Origin of the sequence: Corynebacterium capitovis DSM 44611 (assembly GCF_030440535.1) — a bacterium.
Classification (GTDB): Bacteria; Actinomycetota; Actinomycetes; order Mycobacteriales; family Mycobacteriaceae; genus Corynebacterium; species Corynebacterium capitovis.
The window spans coordinates 1,303,623-1,326,893 of record NZ_CP047117.1; the positions used below are offsets into that span (position 1 = coordinate 1,303,623).

The following is a 23,271-nucleotide window of genomic DNA, read 5'->3' on the forward strand; positions in this document are numbered from 1 at the left end:
GGAGTGTACTCTCGCAGCCCGTGGCCTCACAAAGCGAGAGTTTCGAGATTGAGACGGGCACCGCCGAGCTTGTCGACGAGCCGGACGGGTCGCAACTGCTGCTCGTCAACGGGGTGCCCAGTTCCCACGTCACCCCCGGGGACCCGCTGCGGCTTGAGTTTCCCTACATGCGGTGGATCGCGCACTACCTAGACCACTACGTCAACCACTACCCTGGGTGGGACCGGCCCCGCCTGACCCACCTCGGCGGTGGCGCCTGCAGCTTGCCGCGCTACTTCGCCCGCGCGTGGCCGAGCTCGCGTAACACCGTCGTGGAGATCGATGCGCAGCTCGCCCGGCTCGCCCGGGAGCTGTTCGACGTACCCCGCGCGCCCGCGGTCAAGATCCGCGTCGGCGACGCGCGCCAAGAAACTGAACGCTTCAAGCCAGCGACGCGGGACGTGATCATCCGGGACGTCTTTTCTGCGGCCGCAACCCCGCAGGAGTTGACCACCGTCGAGTTTTACCGGGCGGCGCAAGCGTCGCTCGGCGCGCGAGGCGTCTACCTTGCGAATTGCGGGACGCTGGCCGGACCGGCGGAGATGAGGGAGGAACTGGCGGGTATGTGGGAAGTCTGGCCGCACGTCGGCGCGATTGGCGACGCCGCAACGCTTCGGGGCCGCACGCCGGGTAACGTAGTACTTATCGGCGCGCCCTTCCCCGTGGAGGAAGACCCACAGCTGAGTCGCGCGCTTCTGGCCGGGGCCGCGCCGGCGCAACTCATGGGCGAGCGGTGGACTCGGCAGCAGGCCTCTGTTCCGCGGCGCGATCCTGCGCCCGGCGCGCCAGGTACTCCCTGACGACGCCTACGTAATCGCCCGCGCGCATCGTGGGAAGGTAGCAGCTGACCACGCCAAGAGCGATCGAACCCAGGTTCATCTCGTCCTCGTACGCCAGGTACCACCCCTGGTGGGTTGGGTGGAACTTGTACTTCGAGGCGGCGAGGGAACGGAAACCGTAGAGCGGTTCGATGGTGCCCCCCGCTTTGTCGAGGAGCACCTCAAGCAAGGACGTCGGTTCGTCCGAGCGCGACAATGGGGCGCCGGAGAGCGATACCCACCCCAGGCCCTCCCCCGCTGCGATGACAGCGGCCTCGGCCAACAGAAACTCGATCGCGGGGCGGAACCCATGCGAATCGCGGCGCATGAAATCGAGCGTGTATCCAGCCAGGGATCCGTTTTCGTACACGGGGAGCCAGCTCGTCACGCCGTGGAGGTGGCCGTCGTCGCCCACGGCGAGGAGCAGCCTCGTATCCGCATCGCGCAGCTCATCAAGCCCTCCCAGGGTGAAGCCCATCTCCGGAAGACCTTTGTCCGCAACCCACTGCTCGCTTAGGGCGGAGATTTTGTCGTGCATCTCGACATCGCACTCCGCCCAGCTGGTCCACACCGCAGACACACCTTCTTTAACGGCTCGGTTTCGGGCGGTGCGAATGTTCTGGTACTTCTTGCCCTTGAATTCCAGGTTGTCCGTGTAGAGCAACGACTCTTCCGCCACGTGGATCGTGTGGAAGCCGGGACGCGTGAAACCCTCGGTCACGGAGTACCACGCGACTCTCCACCCCTGCTCGGCGGCGAAAGCCTGGAAAGCGTCCGCCACCTCGCCGCGCGTGGCGGGGGCGAGGAAGACCGGCTCCCCGAGGGTGACCGCCACGTTGTGGGAGACGCGGTAAGCGACGTACCCGTGATCTCCGTGGAAGAAGTATCTGTTTCCCTCCCACAGCCCCTGCCAGGCGAGGTGGTCACCCGTCCCCGACATCAACATCAATCGCGCCCGGTGCCTGTCCAGCGCTCCGGCCGGGGACGGTGGCGACGACAACACGCGCTGAAGGAGGACTAGAGCCACGGCCCAAAAGGCGATGCCGACCCACTCGTAGAGGAACCACGCGGCAGAGGACTGGGGAATGACGTATTGGGGCGTGAACAAGGCCAGGATGGGGGGAAGGAACCGACTGGGAAGTTCCGCAAGCGCCTCAGCGAGGGTGGGGGTGCCGACGAATCCCCGGACACGCACCGCCCCCGCAACCCACACGCCGGAACAGAGCACGAGGACCGCGCCGATGCCCATGAGGCCGCGGTACCAGTCCGAGGCGACGGTGAATCGTCGATAAGAAGCGAGCAGCACGACGAGGACAGCGACCCACGGCGCCACCACGAGAGCGAGGTTGATCGCCATGTACGCGTCGCCGAAAGGACCATCGACCTGGACGATGATGAGGAAGATCGAGCAGATTGTAATGAGGATGCCGAGGCCCCAGGCGAGCCTGCGTCCATGGACCAGCCCCAGCGCCACGACGAGAGACGCCACGAGCGGGACGAGGTTGAACACCAGTGGCCCTATGCCACTCTGGCGGTTGATGGCCATCGCATCGACGCACTCCGGGGATGAGGGAGAAAGGCACAGCTCGGCGAGCTCGTGTGGGGACACGGCGGGCTCCCACATGAGCTGGCTGACTTCCGCGAACGGGCCCTGTGACGTGGGGGTGAGCGCAGCCAGCGCGGGACCTGCAGTGACGGCGAGAAGGAGGGCGGCGACGAGAACGCGCGACTCCCGCAGGGAGACGCGCCACGCCGACCCTGAGCGGCCGTAGACGAGGGCGCCCGCGGCCCAGCCAAGGAGGACAGCGAGGGAGGCGACGACCTCGGACAGGGAGCCGTCGTAAAGAACGAGCGTCCCAGTTAGCGCCACCATGACCAGCCGCAACCGCCGCCGCCACAGAATACCCATGGTGGAGGTAGCGAACGCGAGCGAACCAAAGGCCCACGCCACCGGCGATAAAAAGGTCTGGCTCGTCAGATCCGCTCCCCACCGGTTGAACCCGGCATGCTCTACAACGACAGCTAGTGTGATCCCCACGGGCACCGCGACCGCCTGGGTGGCCACAGCTACTACCGCAAATCGCCCCGATCCCAGCGTCACCTCAGCGGGTGCGGCGAAGAGAACGAGGATGCACGTGGCAAAGACCATGCCTTGGATGTGCCCGCCCGTGAAGCCGGACGTGATGACGCGCCAAAGCTCGCTCTCACCCCCGGCGTTGAACCCCAACGCGGACGGGCCGGACGTGCCCAAGAAAGCAAAAAGCACCCACATGAGAACCAGCATCGCGGTGCAGATGGGCACCTTGCGTGCCAAAGTCATTAGCGTCTTCACGAAAGACCCCCCCTCTGGCCGGCGAAATCGAAGGTATTACGCAGGGCGATGCGCCACACACCGTAACTGTGGGCGCCGGGCAACGTGGAATAGCTCGTGTCCATCCCGGCGGCGCGCGCGAGCTCGTCGAGGTGAGGAAGCGCGGCGGTGCTCATCTCGTCCCTCTCACCTGCGATGAAACGCCCCGCCACGCCACTGTACTTTCCGGTGCCCGCCGCTTGTGCGAGCAACGTGGCGGGGTTGTGGGCCTGGAACGCGGCTTCATCTCCGCCGAAGAGCTTGTCCACCGTCTCTTGGTGGTCTCCTAGCGTCGGCTCGGGCTCCCCGGAGAAATCGAGGAACGACCCGTAGGAACCGGGGTGGTTTGTCATCACCTGTAGCGCGCACGTCCCTCCGTAACTGAGCCCCCCCACCGTCCACGTTGATTGGTCGGTGTTGACCGTGAACGTGCGCGTGATAAGGGAAGGGATCGTCTGAGTGAGGTAGGTCTGCACGGCGAGTTCGGGGCCGTCGACGCAGGCGGGGTTCCCCGTCTCGCTGCCCGTGGCGTCTACGCTGATCACGATCGGGGCCGCCCCGTTGTGGCGGCGCTGGTAGGAGTCGGCGGTTTCCGCGGCCGCGCCGTTGGTGAACCAGTCCTCGGGGGCGCCAGGGTCGCCGGGCAGGAGGAGGAGGACGGGCAGGTCATCGCGTTGCCAGTAGGCCGGTGGCACGTACGCCACCGCGTCGCGCATCGGGTCAGCCGGAAGGGTAACAAGCGCTCCCACCGTGCGCCCGTTGAGGATGGGAGCTTGCTTCGCAGCCTGGAACTCCTCAAGTGTCATGTTCACCGTGACGGGAGCGGGGCGGAATGAACCGATGGTGGGGTACTGCTGGTAGGTCAGATTTGTGATGAGATAGGTGTTCCCAAGCGCAACGATAGCGAGCACCGCGAGCAACAACCGCCGACCCTTCTGCAACACCGCCGAGAGGGTGACAAAAACCGCCCCTGCCCCCCCAGCGTAGATCGTCCACGGGATGGAATCCGGAAAGGGCTTCGGCCACACGCATAGCGCAAAGACGGCGGCTGCAAGCACCAGCAAGGTCCCGACGAGTGCTAAAAATGTGCGACGGTTCGGGCGAAGAAGTGCGATAAGGGTCGTGATCACAGCCACGCCGGCGACGGCGACTGCGGCTGTAGGCGACAGTAAGGAGATCGAACGCACATATTCCACCCCAGTAACCTACGACCGGATGCCCCCTTTGTCCCCCTTCCCCTCGCCACTTCCCGACCTATCCACAGCACATTCCCAGGCCTTGTCGCTCATCGACGCCACCGATCCGCTAGCCGGGCCTTCCTTGCCGGGTTAGGCGGCAGTTCTGATGTTATTAAGCAAGATAAGCAGATCTCCTACCGAGTAGTCGCCGAGCATCATGGTGCGGAGGTCGTCGACAGGCAGGCGGCCCGAGTCCGCCAGCTCCCGCACCTCGTCGGCGATCGCGGCGGAATCGGGTTCCGCGAAGCCCAGCTGCTGCGCCGCCTGGCTAATCTGCGGTGAATTTAAGATGCCGGTGGCCAGCCCGAGGATGGCAACGACCAGCGCCGTGCTGTTCTGCTCGAGGACGTCCAGCCCCGGCGCGACGCCGTCGTCGGTAGCTTGGAACGACTCCAGTACACCGCCCCCGGCGGTGAGGTTGCCCCCGACGAACTGGGTGAAAGCGGTGCCGTCCCCATTGAAGATGTTGAGGTCCACGGGGGCCGAGACGCCCGGCACGCTGCCGTCGCTGGAGCGCTGCCAGATGGATACCTTGTCCCACCCGCCGACGGGGCGGGGCGCGACGTTCTGGAACGCCGCCAGCCACAGCGGGTACTCGCTGAAGGCCGTGGTGTTACCCATCCGCTCGTACCAGAAGTAGCGGTAGGTGTAGAGCATGGGTTTTTCACCGGTGAGGCGCTCGACCTCGGTGAGGAAGGACGCCGTCCACGTCGATAGAGCCGCGGGGCTTAGACCTTCGTCCACCTCGAGGTCCAATACGGGCGGCAGCGACAGCGCGGGACCAGAGTTGATAACGGAAGCGAAATGCTGCGCCTGGACAACGGGGTCATGAGCGGGGCGGGCGTAGTGGTACGCACCGACGGCTAGGCCCGCAGTTCCTGCCTGCTGCGCGTCCTCCTCGTAAAACTCGTTCGTCCAGCCCTCCCCTTCGGTGGCCTTGACGAAGGCGAAGTCCTGGCTTCCCGCACCCGCTACCTGGGCCCAGTTGATCTGCTGGCCACCCGGTCGCTGATACCCGGCGACGTCGACGCCCTGGACCATCCCCGGGATGAGGTCGGTGATGCTTTGGGCGTCGGCGGACGTGCGGTGGGCCGGGCTGAATGGCACGACGGCCGCCAGGCCGAAGGTCATGACTGCTGCAGAAAGCGATGCGACGGCTGCCGTGATGGTCTGTCTCCTGCGGGTGGTGTGCATGTCCCGCAGAGTACAAGAATTCACACGAGAAACACGGGCAACACGCGCAACACGCACATCCCTAAAGCGCTCCCGCCACCGTCGCTTTCTCGACGACCCCCTCAATCTGATGCACCACCGCGTCCACATCTTCTTCGGTGGTTGTTCTCCCGAGAGTCAGGCGCAGCGCACCCATCCCCTCCCTGCGGCTAATCCCCATTGCCTCTAGCACGTGGCTCATCCGGTGCACCCCGCTCGCGCACGCCGAACCGGTGGACGCCGCGATACCCACTGAATCGAGCAGCATGATCATCAGCGCGCCGTCCGCCCCGGGGAAAAGAAAATGGGCGTGCCCGGGCAGGACAGGCCCGCTCACCGTAAGACGCGCACCGGGCACCCGCTCCAGCACCCCAGTTACAAGCCGGGCAGTCAGCTTATCGACGCGCTCCCGCTCCCGGTCCATCTCTGCCACCGCCTCCGTTAGCGCCGCGGCCGTGGCCGCCGCGGACGCCACGTCGACCGTGCCCGAGCGCAATCCCCGTTCTTGGCCGCCCCCCTGGACAGTTGGCTGGGGCACCGGGGAGCGGCGCGCCAGCAGAATCCCGGTCCCCCTCGGACCCCCGAATTTGTGGGCTGATGCCGCCAGGGTCGTAGCGTCCAGCTTGTGGAAGTCGACGGGAATCTTGCCCACCGCCTGGACCGCGTCGATATGAAACGGGGTGCCCGCCTCACGTGCCAGTGTGGCGGCCTGCTCGAAGGGCTGTACGGCACCCGTTTCGTTGTTCGCCATCATGCAGGTCGCTACGGCCGCGGGTTCGCGGAGGGCCTCCAAACCGGCGGCGACCCCATCCTCTGTAACGGGCAGCCAGCTCACCTCCGCCCCTGCCGTGGCGGCTAGGTTCTTGACGGTCTCGACGACGGCGGAGTGTTCCGCCGGCGAAGCCACAACCCGCCGCTTCCCTAATGCCAGCGACGTCCGGTACAGTCCACGCAGGGCGATGTTGTCCGATTCCGTCCCCGACCCCGTAAAGACGACTTCGACGGGATCGGCACCGAGCAGCTCACCGATGATCTCCCGCGACTCTGCAAGCACCGCGTGTGCACGACGCCCCGCGGCGTATTGACCGGCGGGGTTCAACTCGCCCGCGTAGCGGACCCATGCGTCGATAGCGCTCTGCCTCATGGGCGTCGTTGCGGCGTGATCAAAGTAGGCCATGGCGACACCTTAACCCCACACGCGCGCGCCGCAGATGTGGGCAACCGCTCGCTCCCCTACCCGGGCGATGACGACGGCCATTGGCCGGTCCCCCTTCGTCTTCAACTTTTTTCGCATGTCGTCTGGGTCGACACCAACGCCGCGCACGAGGATTTCTAACGCCCCCGCCCCCAACCCAGCAAGGGCAGCGCGGAGTCGTTTCAGTGGCACAGCCTCGATGAATGGAAAGCCGCTGTACCCGGGTGGAATCTTCTCACCCGTCAGGTACGCAATGTGGTCGTCCAGCATGCTCAGACCGTGGCGATGGCCCCACTGCCGGACCAACCCCGCGCGGATCACCGCCCCGTCCGGGTCAATGATGAAGGAACCAGGCGGGGAGACCTCCACGGAGCCGTCGTCACGCGACGTGACCCGCTCCTCCCCCTCGGCGTGTAGCACTACCGCCTCTCGGGTCAACCCCTCGCTCAAGCCCGGGGAATAAAGGCAGGCCTCCTTCACCCCACCGCGAAGCGAGACGACGCTGACAAGCCCTTCCCACTCCGAGTAATCGATTCCCGGGGCGCACTTGATAGCCATCTCCGTGCCGCGGTGAGCGTCTAACAGTGCGGGAAGTGGCGGGGAAAGGCGCGCCGGGTCGGTGATTCTCCGGCCACCCGCGCGGCGCGCCGGGTCTGCCACGACGGCGCCGCGCCGCGAGCCGAAGGTGATTGCGGGGGCGAGAGCGTCGGCCTGGGCAAGCCGCGCACCGGGGCCGAGGTTAAACCGCGCCATCAGTAAACGTGCGCGGTCGAGGTCGGAACCGATCCACTCCAGCCCTACCGCGTCTGCTGCCTGCGCTTCTGAGCCCACCGAGCACGTCACGTCATGGACAACTTCCACGCCTACACGCGAGAGGCGCTCAACCCGGATGTCTGCTACTCGGTAAGGCGTCGCCTGCTGCACGGCATCGCTATCCGCAAGCCAATGCGGCGGGAATTTCCCGTCCGCCGAGCGCTGGGCTGAGATGAGCTCCGCGACCGCGCGGGCAAAAGGGCCGAACTGCGTGCGCAGCTTCGCGTGCGCCTCGAAGGCACTCCCGCCGTCTAGCGCTAACCCCGCGCCCGCAGCCCGGATCTCGTCACGGCTGTCTGCCAGGTACCGGACCTCGTCCACGGTGAAACTCACCGTGCCTCACCCGCCCGGCCGATCCGGTCGGTTGGTACGTGTGTGAAAAACTCGCGGTAACGGGGGTGATGCACCGGGTCACCAACCACGGGGGTCAAATCGCTGTGCTTCGCCGCGCGCAGTAGCTCGGCGGTTGAGGCGTAACCGGCGATGTTGTGAACCTGCGCCCACGTCGCTGGCGCGAAGCGAACCAGCCCGGCGCGCCAGCCCTCCAGCAGGAGCTCGGGTGGGAACCAGTTCGCGTCATCGGCTTCCCCCGTTTGTCCATCGGGTTCTTGGCCGGCGGGGAGGACAACGAGCCAGGTGAAGACGTCAAACCACGTCCCGCGCTCCGAGCTTCCGACCCAGCGTGCGTAGGGGGTGAGCAGTTCGGTACACACGTTGAGGTCGTTGTCGCGGAGTACGTCGGTGAGCGAGAGCTCGTGGGATTCGAGGAGGAGCCGCTGGGTGTGGAAGGGTCGCGCGTCGAGAAGCAGCGTGCCTGCGTCGTCGACCGCCAGCAAGGTGCCTGTCTCCTCGAACAGCTCGCGCACGGCGGCGAACAACAGGGCGTGCGCCTTGTACTTATTCACGCCGAGGGTTCGGGCGAGAGAAACCGACGACCGGCCCATCCACAAATCCCCGTCGTCCCAGGAGCGGCCCGGGAAATCGCGGCTGTCGACTCCCCCACCAGGGAAGACCGTCATACCGGGGTAGCTCGGCATCGTCATGACCCGCTCTTGAACCCAGACTTCTACCCCGTTGCGGCCGTCTCGGATAAGTATCACGGTGCTAGCCAGGCGGGCGCCGTTGTACCCCCGCATGTCAAACGGATCAATGGCGTCTTTGTCGTCTAACTCTTCACTGACGACGCGCCTTGTGCCTAGATCCGGGACCACGCTGGCTCACCTCCGCTTCTCCACCGTCTTTAGGCTCCCCAGGCTAGCCGGGCTAACCAGCTCGGTGCGCGCCGCGTCGCGCGCCGCGGGCGCGGCGGGCAAAGTAGCGCCCGCCCTGCGCGGAGACCTCGATAGGCTGGTGGTAGGCGCGGGAGACGTTAGCGGAGGTCAGTACGTCCTCGATCAGGCCCTGGGCGATCACGCGGCCTTCGTCAAGCAGCATGGCGTGGGTGAAGCCGTAGGGAATTTCCTCAAGGTGGTGGGTGATCATGACCATCGCGGGTGCATCAGGGTCGAGGGCCATGTCACCGACGTAGGAGACGAGGTCCTCGCGGCCGCCCAGGTCCATGCCCGCGGCGGGCTCGTCCATAATCAGCAACTCGGGGTTAGTCATAATGGCGCGGGCGATGAGGACGCGCTTCTTTTCCCCGTCGGAAAGTGTGCCCCACGCGCGCTCCGCAAGGTGCATCGCGCCCACCTGTTCGAGGACGTCCATGGCTTGGCCGTAATCGACCTCGTCGTAGTCCTCCTGCCAGCGGCCGAGGATCGCATAACCCGCGGACATCACGAGGTCAGCAACCTTTTCCCCTTCGGGAACCCGCTGAGCAACCGAGGAGGACGTCACGCCTATCGACGCCCTCAGGTCACGCATATCCGTTCGCCCGAGACGCTCCCCGAGGACGAACGCCACTCCGCGAGAGGGGAATTCCGCGGCCGAGGCGATCCGGACGAGGGTGGTTTTCCCCGCTCCGTTGGGCCCGATGATGACCCACCGCTCGTCGAGCTCGACCTGCCAATCCACAGGCCCAACAAGGGTGGACCCGCCGCGGATGAACTCGACACCGCGGAAATCGAGCAACAGATCGGGGTCGGTTTCGGGAGGATCGGTCTCGCGCGGGTCTGACGTGGTTCCTCGGGTGGTTCCTGGGTTGTCGCTCACCCCTCCCATTCTGAACTAAAACATCTCTCGGTGGGGTGAGGGCCTCCCCTTCTGTGGCTAGGGTGGGTGGTACATCTCCCCGGCGAAGGATTGGACTGCCATGATTGGACGTTTTGGTATCGACGACGTGCGCCCTCAGGTGTCCGGGCGGACCTTGCCCGCGAAAGCTGTCGTAGGCGAGGTCGTTCCGATTTCTGCCCTCGCGTGGCGGGAGGGCCACGACGCTGTCGCGGCGACCCTCGTGATCACCCAGCCCGATGGCGAGCAATTTTCGGTCCACATGCAGCCAGAGGTCTACCGCCCCGATTACGTTCACGCCGTCTTCGTTCCCGACGCGCCGGGGCTGTGGCGCTTCCGCGTCGACGTATGGAGCGACGTGATGGCCACGTGGCGCAACGCCGTCACTAAGAAGCTCCAGGCGGGCCAGGGCGAGGCTGAGTTGGCCAACGATATTGCCCACGGTGTTGACCTGTTCCGCGCGGCCGCTGCCGCCGCCCCGAATCGCGACGGCGCGGCTTTGGCGGAGGTCGCGGAGACTCTAGCGGATAGCTCACAACCGGTCGCCGCGCGGGTTGACGCCGCGCTAGATGACGATGTCCTCGATATTCTCGACGCCTACCCGCTGCGCGAGCACATCACCCGCGGCCCGGTGTGCGACATCTTGGTCGAGCGCCGGGCCGCGCTGGTGAACTCCTGGTACGAGCTGTTTCCTCGCTCCACCGGCGGCGTGGACGACACAGGCCGCCCCGTCCACGGCACGTGGGAGACTACCGCGCGGGCACTCGATCGCGTGGCAGCCATGGGGTTCGACACGGTGTACTTCCCTCCCATCCACCCGATCGGGGAAGTCAACCGCAAGGGCCGCAACAACTCGCTCACCCCCGAGGAGTCCGATGTCGGTTCGCCGTGGGCGGTGGGATCGGCCGCCGGTGGCCACGACACTTTCCACCCCGAGCTCGGCGGAGAGGACGAATTCTTGGCCATGAAGGCCCACGCCGACGAACTCGGTTTGGAAATCGCCCTCGACTTTGCGCTTCAGGCTGCTCCCGACCACCCGTGGGCGAAAGAGCACCCGGAGTTCTTCACCGTTCTCGCGGACGGCACCATCGCCTACGCCGAAAATCCGCCCAAGAAGTACCAGGACATCTACCCGCTCAACTTCGACAACGCACCCGATGCCGTCTACGCCGAAATCTACCGCGTCCTTATGTACTGGGTGAACCTGGGCATTACCACCTTCCGCGTGGATAACCCGCACACGAAGCCCGTCAACTTCTGGAACTGGTTGATCTCGAAAGTTCATGAGACACACCCAGAGGTCATCTTCCTCGCCGAGGCATTCACACGCCCACCGCGGATGTACGGCCTGTCTAAGGCTGGCTTCTCCCAGTCGTATACGCACTTCACGTGGAAAACGTCGAAGGAAGAGCTCACGGACTTCGCGCAGTTGCTTGTCGACGTCTCCGACGTGTCCCGGCCGAACCTCTTCGTCAACACCCCGGATATCCTCCACGAATCTTTGCAGACGGGAGGCCCGGCGGCCTTTGCGATCCGCGCGACGCTCGCCGCGACCCTCAGCCCGCTCTGGGGGGTTTACTCGGGCTTCGAGCTCTACGAGCACGAACCCGTGTCCCCTGGCAGCGAGGAGTACCTCGATTCGGAGAAGTACGAGCTGCGGCCGCGCGACTTCGCGGGCGCGCTGGAGCGTGGTCAGTCTCTAGAGCCGTATGTGACGCTGTTGAACTCGATCCGCCGAGACAACCGGGCCTTACAGCAGTTGCGACAGATCCACTTCCACGACACGTTCAACGACCAGATCATTGCCTATTCTAAGGTCGACCCGGCCAGCGGAAACGCGGTGTTCGTCGTGGTCAACTTGGACCCGACCGCGACGCAGGAGACGATGGTCCACGTCGACCCTGAGGCCATTGGCCTCAACCCCGGCGAGTCCTTCCCCGTCCGCGACCTCATCACCGGCGGCGAGTACACCTGGTCAACCGACAACTTCGTCAGGCTGTCCCCGGAGGCAAACGTCGCCCACATCTTCCGCCTTCCGGACGTCGCTCCGAGGCAGGCCGAGCAGCTCGGATTCCGCCGCATCTCCGACCATGACTACAGGCCGTGAGAGCGGATTCCTGTAGCGTCGAAAAGAACAAAACCGCCGAGATCAAAGGACAATTAGGACGACCATGACGGGTTTCAACCCTGCGCTTCTCATCCCTGAGCCAGACCGGCAGCGCCTCCTAGAATGCAAGCACCACGCGCCCCACGATTTTTACGGTTGGCACGCTGCGGGTGGAGGTTCCGTCGTGCGCACCCGCCAGCTCGGAGCGGAGAACGTCGAGCTGTTGATCCGTGATGACGTCGTGGAGATGACGGCCACCGGGGACGACGTGTGGATTGCCGAGCTAGGTGATACGCGCGCCCCCGATTACCGCCTTCGCGTGTCCTACCCCGCAGCCGAACCGGTGGTCAAGGCAGACCCTTACCACTTCCTTCCGACCCTAGGTTCGCTTGATCTCCACCTCATCAGCGAGGGTCGCCACGAGCGCCTGTGGGAGGTGCTCGGAGCCAACGTGCGCACTTACACCACCACGATGGGCGAGGTGTCGGGGACCTCTTTCGCAGTCTGGGCACCGAATGCCAGAGGCGTCGCCGTTGTCGGGGATTTCTGCAGCTGGAACCCCAACCAGTACCCCATGCGGACCCTCGGGTCCACCGGGGTATGGGAGATCTTTATCCCAGGGGTCGGCCCGGGTACCGCCTACAAGTTCGCTGTCCAGACGGCGTCCGGCGAGCGCATCGACAAAGCGGACCCCCTTGCCAAGCAAACGCTGGCGCCACCGGAAACCGTCTCGATCGTGGCCGACCCGACCGCCTACGAGTGGGGTGACGACGAATGGATGGATAACCGCCCCGGTATCGATGCCACCAACGCCCCGATGAGCGTCTACGAGTGCCACATCGGCTCGTGGAAGCAGGGCGCGACTTACGCCACGGTAGCAGAGGAACTCGTCCCCTACCTCGTCGAAAACGGCTTCACCCACGTCGAGTTCCTCCCGGTTGCGGAGCACCCCTTCGGGGGCTCATGGGGATACCAGGTGTCCGGTTACTACGCGCCGACCGCGCGGTGGGGCACCCCGGATGAGTTTCGGGCGCTCGTCGATAAGCTTCATGCTCACGGGATCGGCGTCATCGTTGACTGGGTGCCGGCGCACTTCCCCAAGGACGAGTGGGCGCTCGCGCGTTTCGACGGCACCGCGCTCTACGAACACCCCGACTGGCGCCGCGGTGAGCAGAAGGACTGGGGCACCTACGTCTTCGACTTCGGACGAAACGAAGTGCGCAACTTCCTCGTAGCCAATGCCTTGTACTGGTGCGAGGAGTTCCACTTGGACGGACTGCGGGTCGACGCCGTGGCGTCCATGCTCTACCTCGACTACTCCCGCAACCCCGGTGAATGGCTGCCCAACCAATACGGTGGCCGCGAGCACTGGGACGCCGTGCACTTCCTGCAGGAAATGAACGCCACCGTGCACCGCACCCATCCCGGCGTTGTAACCATCGCCGAGGAGTCAACGGCGTGGCCGGGCGTGACCGCGCAAACGTCCGCGGGCGGTCTCGGGTTTAGCCTGAAGTGGAACATGGGCTGGATGAACGACACGCTCGAGTACTTCTCCCTCGACCCCGTTCACCGCTCCTACCACCACAACGAAATCACGTTTTCACTGGTCTACGCATTCAGCGAACGATACGTGCTGCCGTTTTCCCACGATGAGGTGGTGCACGGCAAAGGCTCGATCTGGCAGCGCATGCCCGGCGACGACTGGAATAAGGCCGCTGGCGTGCGCGCTCTCTTCGGTTACATGTTCTCCCACCCAGGCAAGCAGCTCATGTTCATGGGGTGCGAATGGGGTCAGACCACCGAATGGGACGAGGCCCACTCCATCAACTGGGATAACCTTGCGGACGGCTGGGGAAACGAGTACCACCGCGGTATCCAACGCCTCGTGCGTGATCTGAACTTTGTGTACCGCGACAACCCGTGCCTCTTCTCGCAGGACAACACTCCCCTCGGCTTCCAATGGGTGAAAGGCGACGACGCCCAGCACAACGTCCTGGCCTACATCCGGCGGGGCTCAGACAACGTTCCCCTCCTCGCGGTGGTGAACCTTTCCGGCGCCTCGCACCTGGATTACCGGCTCGGACTTCCGGAGGCCGGGAACTGGGAGCTGCTCATCAACACGGACCAAGCGGTCTACGGAGGGGCCGGCAACGACCTGCCCGGGATCGTGCACACCGAGCCGACGGCGTGGGACAACTTCGAGCAATCCGTAAGCCTGCACCTTCCCGCCATGAGCGTCCAGTACTACCGGTTGGCGCAGTAGTTAGGAAGTAGCGCTAAAACAGCGCCGACGCCAACTTTGTGCGCGCCGCAATCACCCGCGGGTCGTTTGCCTCGAACATGCCGAAAAGCTCGAGCAGGCGCTCCTTCGCCCGCGGCTCCTCCTTCACTAGAGCGAGCAGGCGGTCAAACGCCTTCTCCGGCTCGCCGCTTAAGGCCTCCACGTCGGCGCGAGCCAGCTCCTTGTCGACGCCCTCCTGCTCCCCCTCCCCCTGCGACCGGGCGAGCACCGTCACTGTCGCTTTCGCCTGTCGCACCCTGGCGTTTCCCGGGTTTTCCCGGAGCATCTCGTCATACACGGCCAGTGCTGCGTCGAAATCGCCTTGGTTGAGCGCCTGCGTCGCGGCGTCGAGGCGCGGGTCTTCCTTCCCGCCGCCGGCCGCGTCCACCTCCGGCAGGCCCTCGAGCTGCGGGCCAACGCTGGCAACCAGGCCGGCGACCCATTGAGTCAACTCGGTCTCCGGCTGCCCGCCCTCGAAGCTCGCCACGGGGCATCCGGCAGCGAGGGCGAGAACCGTCGGGACCTGGCGCACGCCCAGCATCTGCGCGAGCATGGGGGTCGCGTCAGCGTCAACGTACCCGACGCGGACATCGCGCCGCCCTACCACGATCCGCGAAAAGGCGGCCTTGAGCTGCTCGGACTCCGCAGAGCGCGCGGAACCGACCTGGACGATGACGGGCACCTTCTGCGAGAAACGGATTGCGTCGTCCTCGATCGTGGTATCCGTGAGCGTGACAAACGGCGAAAACTCGCCGTCGCGTGGCTTTTCCGCCTCGCTCTTTAGCGTCGATAGGTCGACGGCCCCCGGCCCAAACTGCGCCACCTCTCAGTCCTCCTTCAAGTGTTTGTTCAGTGAGTGCATCTTTTGGTGCAACATGTCCGTATAACCGCGGCGAATGTCGGCCTTAATGACGAGAGACACGCGCGGCGACACCTCCTCCACCGCTTGGGTCGCCCGTTTGATCACGTCCATCACTTCGTCCCAGTCCCCCTCAACGGACGTGAACATGGCGTTCGTCTCGTGGGGCAAACCCGACTCCCGCACGACCCGCACCGCTCGGGCGACGGCGGCAGACATCTCACCCTCCGGGTTGTCGGCCACAGCAGGCGCGACGGAAAAAGCTGCGATCATGCCCCCAGCTTAGCGACGCTCCCAGCAGTGCCGGTGCCAATGCCGGCGGTCGTCTCCTCCTCGCCCCGAATCCCGTGGCCACGCCACAATATGGGCGACGCCGGGTGGGATGTTCTGGTTGCAGCCGGGGCACACGTAGAACTTCCTCGCAGCCGCCGACCCCATGTGTCGTACGAGAAAGATCTCTCCTCCCGACCAGCTCGGCCCCTCTTGTTCGGCGGTGCCTAGGAAGGTCGACCCGTCTCGCGGAAGCGCCCGTGGCGCCGATCCAGCTCGCTTGTTGCGGCGCGGCATGGCTAAAACAACCTCAACTCCCTCGACTCGATGCCCCGCAAGTCGTCGTAATCGAGCACGACGCAACGGATGCCGCGGTCTTCCGCAAGCGTACGCGCCTGCGGACGAATCTCCTGTGCCGCGTACACCCCGTGGACAGGCCGCAAAAGTTCATCGCGATTGAGCATCTCGACGTATCGGCTGAGCTGCTCCACGCCGTCGATGCCTCCACGGCGTTTTACTTCCACCGCCACAGTCTGGCCTGTCGCGTCGCGGGCGAGGATATCGACCGGCCCAAGCGCCGTGGGGTACTCGCGTCGCACCAGCGTGAACCCCTCGCCCAAGGTGCCAATATGTTCCGCTAGGAGCTCCTGCAGGTGTGCTTCGACCCCATCTTTAACCAAGCCCGGGTCAACGCCGAGCTCGACCGCGGTGTCGTGGATTGTCTCTTCAATCGTGATGCGCAGCTGCTCGCCCTTGTCGTTGGCCACGATCCACAGTTCTTCGCCGGTGGGGTTGCCATCGACGTCGACAATGGGCTCTTCGCGCACCGTGCACGGCGGCGTCATCCAGTTCAACGGCTTGTACGCGCGATCGTCCGCGTGGACCGAGACCGATCCGTCTGCTTTAACCATGATGAGTCGCATCGCCGTTGAAAGATGCGCCTCGAGGCGACCCACGTAATCCACGGTGCACCGGGCGATGAGCAAACGCATGGGGCTAGGGTACCGCCCGATACTCAAGGGCGGAAACTAGTGTTCCCGGTGCCCCCGAGTCGCGCGCTTTCCCCTGTTGCGGACAGCGCGCGGTTCTTGACGACGGTCAGGCGCCGACTCCACCCACGAGATAAACGCCAGCGCTAGGCTCTGGGCGGCGGCGAACTCGAACTTCCCGGCGGGGGTGGAGAACTGAAGCACAGACGACACCCCGGGCATGATGTCTATCTCCTCCGCCGTCAGGTCCCGCAGCCCGCCAAGCTCTACGTCGCGGCGGTTTAACTCCAAGTCCGGGCTGGGCGAGAGCGAACGCACCTTGTAGAACTCCAGCTGGTCGCCACTGTAATGCAGCACCCCGTGCCGCCACCCGTGAACGCCCGTCGCGGGCATCCAGCGGAACAGGCCGGGGGCTCCCGCCCGCCTCACCGCTGTGAAGCGCCATAACGCAGCCGCGGCGGCAAGCACCAAGGCCACAACCGCCGCGATACCCACGTACTCCATATGCACTCCCGCCGTGTTCGAGCGTCGACCGACCGGCCATCTATTTGACCTAGTTTAGCTGCACTAAAGGCAGGTGCAACACGTCAGGACACAGGTGCTCGAAACGCGCAACCGCCCCCGAGCACAGCTGTGCGTGGGGGCGGTTCGGCCTCGTGTCTATCGGGAGGAGCTGCGGCGAACTGCCGCGAGCTCCGCTTCCGAACGCGCCTTGGTGTGCGCGTCGGCGTCGCCAAGTCCGCGCTCCGCTTCCGCGGAGTCGACCTCGTTGGCAAAGATCGCGTAGTCCGCGAGAACGGTGACCTTGTCGCCCTGCACTGACAGGAAGCCGCCCTGGACGGCAGCGACGATTCGGTCGCCGTCGATCGGACGGATCGTCACGACGCCATTTTCCTTCAGCTGGCCGAGGAGGGGCTCGTGGCCGGGCAGAATGCCGATCTCACCCTCGGTGGTCTGGGCCGTGAGGATGCTCGCCTGGCCGGACCAGAGCATGCGGTCGACCGCGACCAGTTGCACGGTGATTTCAGCCATGACGGCCCTCCTACTTCTCCTGCAGCTTCTTGTACTGAGCTTCGACGTCGTCGAGCCCGCCAAGGTTCGAGAACGCCTGCTCCGGGTAAGCGTCGAATTCTCCCTCGCACAGCTTGTCGAAGGCCTCGATGGTCTCCTCCAGCGGTACGTAAGATCCTTCGTCACCCGTAAACTTCTTTGCGACGAAGAAGTTCTGGCCCAGGAAGCGCTGAATCTTACGAGCGCGCATGACGGTGATCTTGTCCTCTTCGGACAGTTCGTCCATACCGAGGATGGCGATGATGTCCTGCAGCTCTTTGTTCTTCTGCAGGATAGCGATCACCTTTTGCGCCACGGCGTAGTGGCGCTCGCCGACAATGCCCGGTTCCAGAATGCGGGAGGTGGAGGTCAGCGGATCCACCGCAGGGTAGATACCCTTGGACGCAATCGAGCGGGAAAGCTCGGTGGTCGCATCAAGGTGCGCGAAGGTGGTCGCCGGCGCCGGGTCGGTGTAGTCGTCCGCGGGGACGTACACCGCCTGCAGCGACGTAATCGAACGGCCCTTCGTAGACGTAATGCGCTCCTGCAGCACGCCCATCTCGTCGGCAAGAGTCGGCTGGTAACCCACGGCCGAAGGCATGCGGCCGAGCAACGTCGACACCTCGGAACCCGCCTGGGTGAAGCGGAAGATGTTGTCGATGAAGAGGAGGACGTCCTGGTTCTGCTCGTCACGGAAGTACTCCGCCATCGTCAGACCGGACAGCGCCACGCGCATACGAACTCCTGGCGGCTCGTCCATCTGGCCGAACACAAGGGCCGTATCGGGAAGAACGCCCATGTCCTCCATCTCGAGGAAGAGGTCGGTCCCCTCACGGGTGCGCTCGCCGACGCCGGCGAACACGGAGGTGCCCGAGAACTCGCGAGCGATACGGGTAATCATCTCCTGGATGAGAACCGTCTTGCCCACACCAGCGCCGCCGAAAAGGCCGATCTTGCCGCCCTTCACGTACGGGGTGAGCAGGTCAATGACCTTGATACCGGTCTCGAGGATCTCGGTCTTGCCCTCGAGGTCCTTGAAGGCCGGGGGTTCGCGGTGGATCCCCCAGCGCTCGCCGTCCTGGCCCACGGAGGGGTCGTCGAGGCAGTCGCCGAGGGCGTTGAACACGTGGCCCTTAACCTGGTCGCCAACGGGCACAGAGATCGGGTCGCCCGAGTCACGCACCTGGGCACCACGGACCAGACCGTCAGTCGGCGCCATGGCGATGGTGCGAACAAGGTTGTCGCCCAAGAACTGAGCGACCTCGAGGGTCAGGGTCTTGGACAGGTCGCCGAGCTTGATATCCACCTTGAGGGCGTTGTACAGCTCGGGGAGCTCCCCGCGGGGAAACTCCACGTCGACGACGGCGCCGATGACGCGCACGACACGGCCGTTGTCGGAACCAGCCTTGGCACCGGCCTCGCCCGACGGCACATCAATGCGCTCATCGAAAGAATGAGCAGTAGTCATGTTTTAGTCACTTTCTCCGCTACCGGACAACGCGCCAGCGCCGCCGATAATCTCGGTGATTTCCTGGGTGATTTTTGCCTGTCGGGCTTGGTTGGCCTCACGCGTCAGCGTGTTAGCCAGTTCCGTTGCGTTGTCCGTCGCGTTCTTCATCGCGGTGCGTCGAGACGCAGACTCCGAGGCGGAAGACTCCAAGAAGATCGAAAAGAGCGTCCTGGAGACGTACGCCGGAAGCAACTCGTTCATGAGCGTGTCCGGGTCCGGCTCGAAGTTCATATCCGGAGCGACCTCGCCTGAGGAGGTCAGCATGTCCTCCTGCTCGTAGGTGTACTCCTCAAGCACCGGCTCGATGGGCAGCAACTGGTGTACGCGAGCCTCCTGCGTGAGCATGGACACAAACTCGGTGTAGACGACGTGAACCTGGTCGAAACCGGGAACACGCCGCCCCTCCTCAGCGCTCACGCCTTCACGCCACGCGACGGTCCCGTCGGACCCTGCCAAGAAACCGTCGATGATGTGGTGACGCACATCGTGCGTGTCTTCCCACGACGGTTTCTGGGACCAACCGGTCCACGCACCTGCCACATCCATATTGCGGAAGCGGAAGTGGGTGACGCCCTTGCCGCCCGTTACGAAGCGAACAACTTCGTAACCCGCGTCGCGCAGCATGCGCTCGAGCTCCGCGGTCTTCTTCAGCACGTTGTGGTTGTAGCCACCTGCCATCCCGCGGTCCGACGTAATCACCAGGATCGCCGCAACTCGACCGTTCTCGCGCTCTCGGAGCATCGGGTGGTCGAGTGAGCTCGCCGCCGCGAGTCGCTCCATGACGCGCAACATCTCATCGGCGTAGGGCTTTGCCGCCTCGACGCGTTGCTGCGCCTTAGTGATCTGCGAGGTTGCGATAAGCTCCTGCGCCTTGGTGATCTTCTTCGTAGAGTTGACGGACCTGATACGGTCACGCAATTCGCGAAGTGTTGCCATGGTTTCCTCTCCTCCCTTCTTTGTGTAGGGGTGTACCCAAGAGGTTGTGACCTACTTGGAGCGGTTGACGGTGAGCTGCTGCTTGGACACCTCGCCGGCGTCCAGCGGCTGAGCCTCGGGCTCTCGCACAACACGACGCCCCTCGCTGGTGTGGAAACCCCGAGCAAAGGCATCGTTTGCACGCAGCAGTGCGTCTTTGGACTCGTCGTCTAGGGGAGCGCCACCAGCGATCTGCTCGTACACCTGCGGCTCGTTCGAGCGGATGTACTCGTGCAGCTCGGACTCGTAACGACGAACCTCCGTGACGGGAACGACGTCAAAAACGCCCTCGTTGGCGAGCCAGATGGAGATGATCTGGTACTCAACCGGCTGCGGCGAGTTCTCCGGCTGCTTCAGCAGCTCGACTAGACGCTGACCGCGCTCAAGCTGTCGCTTGGAAGCGGAGTCGAGATCCGAAGCGAACGCAGCAAAGGCCTCGAGGTCGCGATACGCGGCAAGATCCAGACGCAAGTTACCGGCGACCTTCTTCATGCCCTTGGTCTGCGCGGCGCCACCGACGCGGGACACCGAGATGCCCACGTCGATAGCCGGGCGAATGCCCTGGTTAAACAAGTCGGACTGGAGGAACACCTGGCCGTCGGTGATGGAGATGACGTTCGTCGGGATGAAGGCACCCACGTCGTTCGCCTTGGTCTCAATGATCGGCAGGGCGGTCAGGGAACCAGCGCCGAGCTCGTCGTTCAGCTTGGCTGCACGCTCGAGCAGGCGGGAGTGCAGGTAGAACACGTCGCCCGGGTATGCCTCGCGTCCCGGCGGACGGCGCAGCAGCAAGGAGATCGCGCGGTACGCCTCAGCCTGCTTGGTCAGATCGTCGTAAATGACCAATACGTGCTTGCCCTGGTACATCCAGTGCTGGCCCAGTGCAGCACCGGAGAAGGGAGCCAACCACTTGAAACCCGCGGAGTCGGACGCAGGCGCAGCGACGATCGTGGTGTATTCCAGGGCACCATTGTCCTCAAGGGTCTGGCGCACGCCGGCGATGGTCGACCCCTTCTGGCCGACGGCGACGTAGATGCAGCGGACCTGCTTCGAGGGGTCTCCGGTTTCCCAGTAGGACTTCTGGTTCAAGATCGTATCGATGCAGACCGCGGTCTTGCCGGTCTTGCGGTCGCCGATGATGAGCTGACGCTGGCCGCGGCCGATCGGGGTCATGGCGTCAATAGCCTTGATACCCGTGGCCATCGGCTCCTCAACCGGCTGGCGGTCAAGAACGCCCGCCGCCTGGAGTTCCAGGGCGCGCTCTTCGGTGGACTCGATCGGGCCGAGGCCGTCAATCGGCTGCCCGAGGGGGTTGATAACGCGGCCGAGGAAATTCTCCCCAACCGGAATGGACAGGACCTCGCCGGTCCGCTTCACGGTGTCACCCTCGGTAAGGGTCTCAAAGTTGCCCAGCACCACGACACCGATCGAATCGGTCTCCAGGTTCTGTGCGACACCAATAACACCGCCGGGGAACTCGAGCAGCTCATTCGTCATGCAGCCGGGTAGCCCAGAAACTCGGGCAATACCATCGGCAGCCGAAGTCACCACGCCGACCTCCTCACGGGAGGCCTCCGGGGAGTAGCTCGAGGTGTAGTTCGCAATCGCGCTACGGATCTCGTCGGAGGAGATCGTCAGCTCCGCCATGTTCTTCCTGCTCTCGGTAGATTGTTCCAGCATTAGTTCTCTTTAGAAGGTCGTGTTGGCTACGAGGTCGGCCCGCAAACGGTTGAGCTTGCCGAGCGTTGAACCGTCAATTTCCTCGTCGCCGACCCGGATGATCATTCCGCCGAGGAGGCTGGGGTCTACCTCAGAGTGGATGGCCATCTCGCGACCGTACATATTCTCCAGCTTTGCAGCGAGAGCCTCCTGCTGAGACGCAGTCAGCTCCTCCGCCGTGGCGACACGCGCCACCGTCTTGCCGCGCAGCGTGGCTATCTCGGCCGCGAGGGCGGCGAGGTCATCAATCGGGTTTTGCTCGGGCCGTCCAATGACTTGGAGGGCGAGGGCTTCGGTGACCATCGTCACCTTGCCGTAGATGACGTTTGCTAGCAGACCGCGCTTCTGCGCTGCAGTTGATGTCCGGTCGGACAACAACTGGGTCAACTCTTTCTCCCTTTCGAGGAGAACGGAAAGCTCGTAGAGCTCTCGCTCTACCTGCTCCAGCTGTCCCTGTTTCTGGGCGGCCTTGAGCACCGCCTGACGCCCGGCGTTAACCAGGCCGGCGCGCATTTCACGTGGCGTCGACCACTCGTTGTCCGCTGCGGCGTGCAGGATTTGCTGGGTCGGCTCGGCGACCTTGCCTGCAAAGACCTCGTCGATAATCCCCGCTCGCTGCGACGCATCGAGCGAGGGGTCAGCAACGGCGACACGCAGGGCGCGCTCCCCGTCCAGCTGATCGACGACGAGGAACAGCTCCGCGCCGATCTGGGCTGCGGTGGCAACGGGGTCTGCGGCGGAGCCGACCACGGCATCGAGCTTCTCCGAAACGCGGGCCTGTGCTTCGCGACTAGCTGCCTTCATCTCGCCTACTTCCTCGTTGACACGTTGTCGAGCTCAGACAGGAAGTCGTCGATCGTGGAGGAACGACGCGTCGAGTCGGACAGCTCAGTGCCCAGCAGACGCTCTGCGAGCGAGATCGAATTCTGGCCCATCTCGTTGCGCAGCTCAGCGACGACCTGTTCGCGGGAGGCGAGCAGCTGCTTCTCACCGGCTTCGACGATCCGGCGCGACTCCGCCTCAGCGTTGGCGCGCGCCTGGGCTTCAATCTCTTTGCCGCGCGCGCGGGCTGCCTCGCGAATCTCGGCAGCCTCCGCGCGAGCTTCGGCTAGCTCGGCGTTGTTCTTCTCCAGCGCAGCTTTGGCTTCCGCCTGGGCAACCTGGGCACGCTCGATGCCGCCCTTGATCCGGTCTTCGCGCTCCGCCAGGACTTCCTGGAACTTCGGAAGGACGTACTTCCAGAAGAGCAGGAAGACGACGAGGAAGACGACCAAGGACCACACCACGTCGTACATGGGCGGCAGAAGGATGTTCGGCTCCTTCTCAAGCGGGAGCGTCTCATGGTTCGCCGCCACGATCAATTCAGTGACGTTCGTCATTGGTTGCTCCTGATCTAAAAAGGTTTACGGGGATGCGTGGGTCTTTTTAGAACAGGAAGCCAGCGACGAGGCCGATGAGGGCGAGCGCCTCGACGAACGCGATACCTAGGAACATGGTCGTGCGGAGCTGGCCGGCCATCTCAGGCTGGCGAGCCATACCCTCGACCGTCTTACCCACGAGCATGCCGATGCCGATGCCCGGGCCGATGGTGGCGATACCGTAGCCGATGGACTGCAGGCCGTCGAAGGTGGTCGTGGTGGAATCGGAAGCCTGGGCGAGGATGATGTCGTTCATGTG

22 protein-coding genes are annotated in these 23,271 nt (G+C 64.5%); 3 read left to right on the forward strand and 19 right to left on the reverse strand.

Annotation, left to right across the window (positions count from 1 at the left end; genetic code table 11):
- Positions 1 to 20: 20 nt before the first annotated feature.
- On the forward strand, positions 21 to 839 hold the full coding sequence (locus CAPI_RS06375; RefSeq protein WP_018017812.1) for a spermidine synthase: 819 nt from the start codon (positions 21 to 23) through the stop codon (positions 837 to 839).
- On the opposite strand, the gene CAPI_RS06380 is transcribed toward CAPI_RS06375, so the two are convergent.
- From CAPI_RS06380 to CAPI_RS06410, 7 genes are all read right to left on the reverse strand, one after another.
- Positions 760 to 3,177 carry a bifunctional lysylphosphatidylglycerol flippase/synthetase MprF gene (locus tag CAPI_RS06380; RefSeq protein WP_040356827.1) on the reverse strand — a complete coding sequence of 806 codons (2,418 nt, stop codon included), beginning with the start codon at positions 3,175 to 3,177 and terminating at the stop codon, positions 760 to 762. The two genes, CAPI_RS06375 and CAPI_RS06380, sit on opposite strands and share 80 nt — an antisense overlap.
- A gap of 8 nt (positions 3,178 to 3,185) precedes the next feature.
- Positions 3,186 to 4,403 carry an alpha/beta hydrolase gene (locus tag CAPI_RS06385; RefSeq protein ID WP_018017814.1) on the reverse strand — a complete coding sequence of 406 codons (1,218 nt, stop codon included), beginning with the start codon at positions 4,401 to 4,403 and terminating at the stop codon, positions 3,186 to 3,188.
- Positions 4,404 to 4,535: 132 nt separating this feature from the next.
- The gene (locus tag CAPI_RS06390; RefSeq protein WP_026157169.1) at positions 4,536 to 5,639 is read right to left on the reverse strand and encodes a glycoside hydrolase family 25 protein; all 1,104 of its coding nucleotides are present in this window, start codon (positions 5,637 to 5,639) and stop codon (positions 4,536 to 4,538) included.
- A gap of 61 nt (positions 5,640 to 5,700) precedes the next feature.
- Complete coding sequence (locus CAPI_RS06395) at positions 5,701 to 6,834, reverse strand: cysteine desulfurase family protein (RefSeq protein ID WP_018017816.1); 1,134 nt, start codon at positions 6,832 to 6,834, stop codon at positions 5,701 to 5,703.
- 9 nt (positions 6,835 to 6,843) lie between these two features.
- Positions 6,844 to 7,998, reverse strand: a complete 1,155-nt coding sequence (locus tag CAPI_RS06400; RefSeq protein WP_018017817.1) for a THUMP-like domain-containing protein — start codon at positions 7,996 to 7,998, stop codon at positions 6,844 to 6,846.
- Positions 7,995 to 8,876 (reverse strand): NUDIX hydrolase, encoded by an 882-nt coding sequence (locus tag CAPI_RS06405; protein ID WP_018017818.1) that lies wholly within the window; start codon positions 8,874 to 8,876, stop codon positions 7,995 to 7,997. Before CAPI_RS06405 ends, CAPI_RS06400 begins: the two co-directional genes overlap by 4 nt.
- Before the next feature lie 52 nt (positions 8,877 to 8,928).
- Positions 8,929 to 9,825: an ABC transporter ATP-binding protein gene (locus tag CAPI_RS06410; protein ID WP_018017819.1), complete on the reverse strand. Its 897-nt coding sequence runs from the start codon at positions 9,823 to 9,825 to the stop codon at positions 8,929 to 8,931.
- 91 nt (positions 9,826 to 9,916) lie between these two features.
- Between CAPI_RS06410 and CAPI_RS06415 the strand changes: the two genes are divergently transcribed.
- Positions 9,917 to 11,941, forward strand: coding sequence for a maltotransferase domain-containing protein (locus CAPI_RS06415; RefSeq protein ID WP_018017820.1), 2,025 nt, complete (start codon positions 9,917 to 9,919; stop codon positions 11,939 to 11,941).
- Between the two features lie 64 nt (positions 11,942 to 12,005).
- Positions 12,006 to 14,204, forward strand: a complete 2,199-nt coding sequence (gene glgB / locus CAPI_RS06420; protein WP_018017821.1) for a 1,4-alpha-glucan branching protein GlgB — start codon at positions 12,006 to 12,008, stop codon at positions 14,202 to 14,204.
- Between the two features lie 13 nt (positions 14,205 to 14,217).
- Here glgB and CAPI_RS06425 read toward each other — a convergent pair whose 3' ends face one another.
- The 12 genes from CAPI_RS06425 to CAPI_RS06480 form a co-directional block, all read right to left on the reverse strand.
- Positions 14,218 to 15,045 carry a tetratricopeptide repeat protein gene (locus CAPI_RS06425; protein WP_018017822.1) on the reverse strand — a complete coding sequence of 276 codons (828 nt, stop codon included), beginning with the start codon at positions 15,043 to 15,045 and terminating at the stop codon, positions 14,218 to 14,220.
- Positions 15,046 to 15,048: 3 nt separating this feature from the next.
- The gene (locus CAPI_RS06430) at positions 15,049 to 15,354 is read right to left on the reverse strand and encodes a thiamine-binding protein (RefSeq protein ID WP_018017823.1); all 306 of its coding nucleotides are present in this window, start codon (positions 15,352 to 15,354) and stop codon (positions 15,049 to 15,051) included.
- A 9-nt stretch (positions 15,355 to 15,363) separates the two neighbouring features.
- Positions 15,364 to 15,648 carry an Rv1322 family protein gene (locus tag CAPI_RS06435; RefSeq protein ID WP_083893943.1) on the reverse strand — a complete coding sequence of 95 codons (285 nt, stop codon included), beginning with the start codon at positions 15,646 to 15,648 and terminating at the stop codon, positions 15,364 to 15,366.
- A gap of 2 nt (positions 15,649 to 15,650) precedes the next feature.
- Positions 15,651 to 16,343 carry an endonuclease NucS gene (nucS, locus tag CAPI_RS06440; RefSeq protein WP_018017824.1) on the reverse strand — a complete coding sequence of 231 codons (693 nt, stop codon included), beginning with the start codon at positions 16,341 to 16,343 and terminating at the stop codon, positions 15,651 to 15,653.
- A 36-nt stretch (positions 16,344 to 16,379) separates the two neighbouring features.
- On the reverse strand, positions 16,380 to 16,844 hold the full coding sequence (locus CAPI_RS06445; protein WP_018017825.1) for a DUF2550 domain-containing protein: 465 nt from the start codon (positions 16,842 to 16,844) through the stop codon (positions 16,380 to 16,382).
- Between the two features lie 156 nt (positions 16,845 to 17,000).
- Positions 17,001 to 17,372 carry a F0F1 ATP synthase subunit epsilon gene (locus tag CAPI_RS06450; RefSeq protein ID WP_018017826.1) on the reverse strand — a complete coding sequence of 124 codons (372 nt, stop codon included), beginning with the start codon at positions 17,370 to 17,372 and terminating at the stop codon, positions 17,001 to 17,003.
- A 10-nt stretch (positions 17,373 to 17,382) separates the two neighbouring features.
- A complete protein-coding gene (atpD, locus tag CAPI_RS06455) occupies positions 17,383 to 18,858 on the reverse strand; it encodes a F0F1 ATP synthase subunit beta (protein WP_018017827.1) in 1,476 nt (491 codons plus the stop codon).
- 3 nt (positions 18,859 to 18,861) lie between these two features.
- The gene (locus tag CAPI_RS06460; RefSeq protein WP_018017828.1) at positions 18,862 to 19,836 is read right to left on the reverse strand and encodes a F0F1 ATP synthase subunit gamma; all 975 of its coding nucleotides are present in this window, start codon (positions 19,834 to 19,836) and stop codon (positions 18,862 to 18,864) included.
- A gap of 51 nt (positions 19,837 to 19,887) precedes the next feature.
- On the reverse strand, positions 19,888 to 21,555 hold the full coding sequence (atpA, locus tag CAPI_RS06465; RefSeq protein ID WP_018017829.1) for a F0F1 ATP synthase subunit alpha: 1,668 nt from the start codon (positions 21,553 to 21,555) through the stop codon (positions 19,888 to 19,890).
- Between the two features lie 9 nt (positions 21,556 to 21,564).
- Positions 21,565 to 22,398: a F0F1 ATP synthase subunit delta gene (locus CAPI_RS06470; protein WP_018017830.1), complete on the reverse strand. Its 834-nt coding sequence runs from the start codon at positions 22,396 to 22,398 to the stop codon at positions 21,565 to 21,567.
- A 5-nt stretch (positions 22,399 to 22,403) separates the two neighbouring features.
- Positions 22,404 to 22,973, reverse strand: a complete 570-nt coding sequence (locus CAPI_RS06475) for a F0F1 ATP synthase subunit B (RefSeq protein WP_018017831.1) — start codon at positions 22,971 to 22,973, stop codon at positions 22,404 to 22,406.
- A gap of 46 nt (positions 22,974 to 23,019) precedes the next feature.
- On the reverse strand, positions 23,020 to 23,268 hold the full coding sequence (locus CAPI_RS06480) for an ATP synthase F0 subunit C (protein ID WP_018017832.1): 249 nt from the start codon (positions 23,266 to 23,268) through the stop codon (positions 23,020 to 23,022).
- Between the last annotated feature and the right edge of the window lie 3 nt (positions 23,269 to 23,271).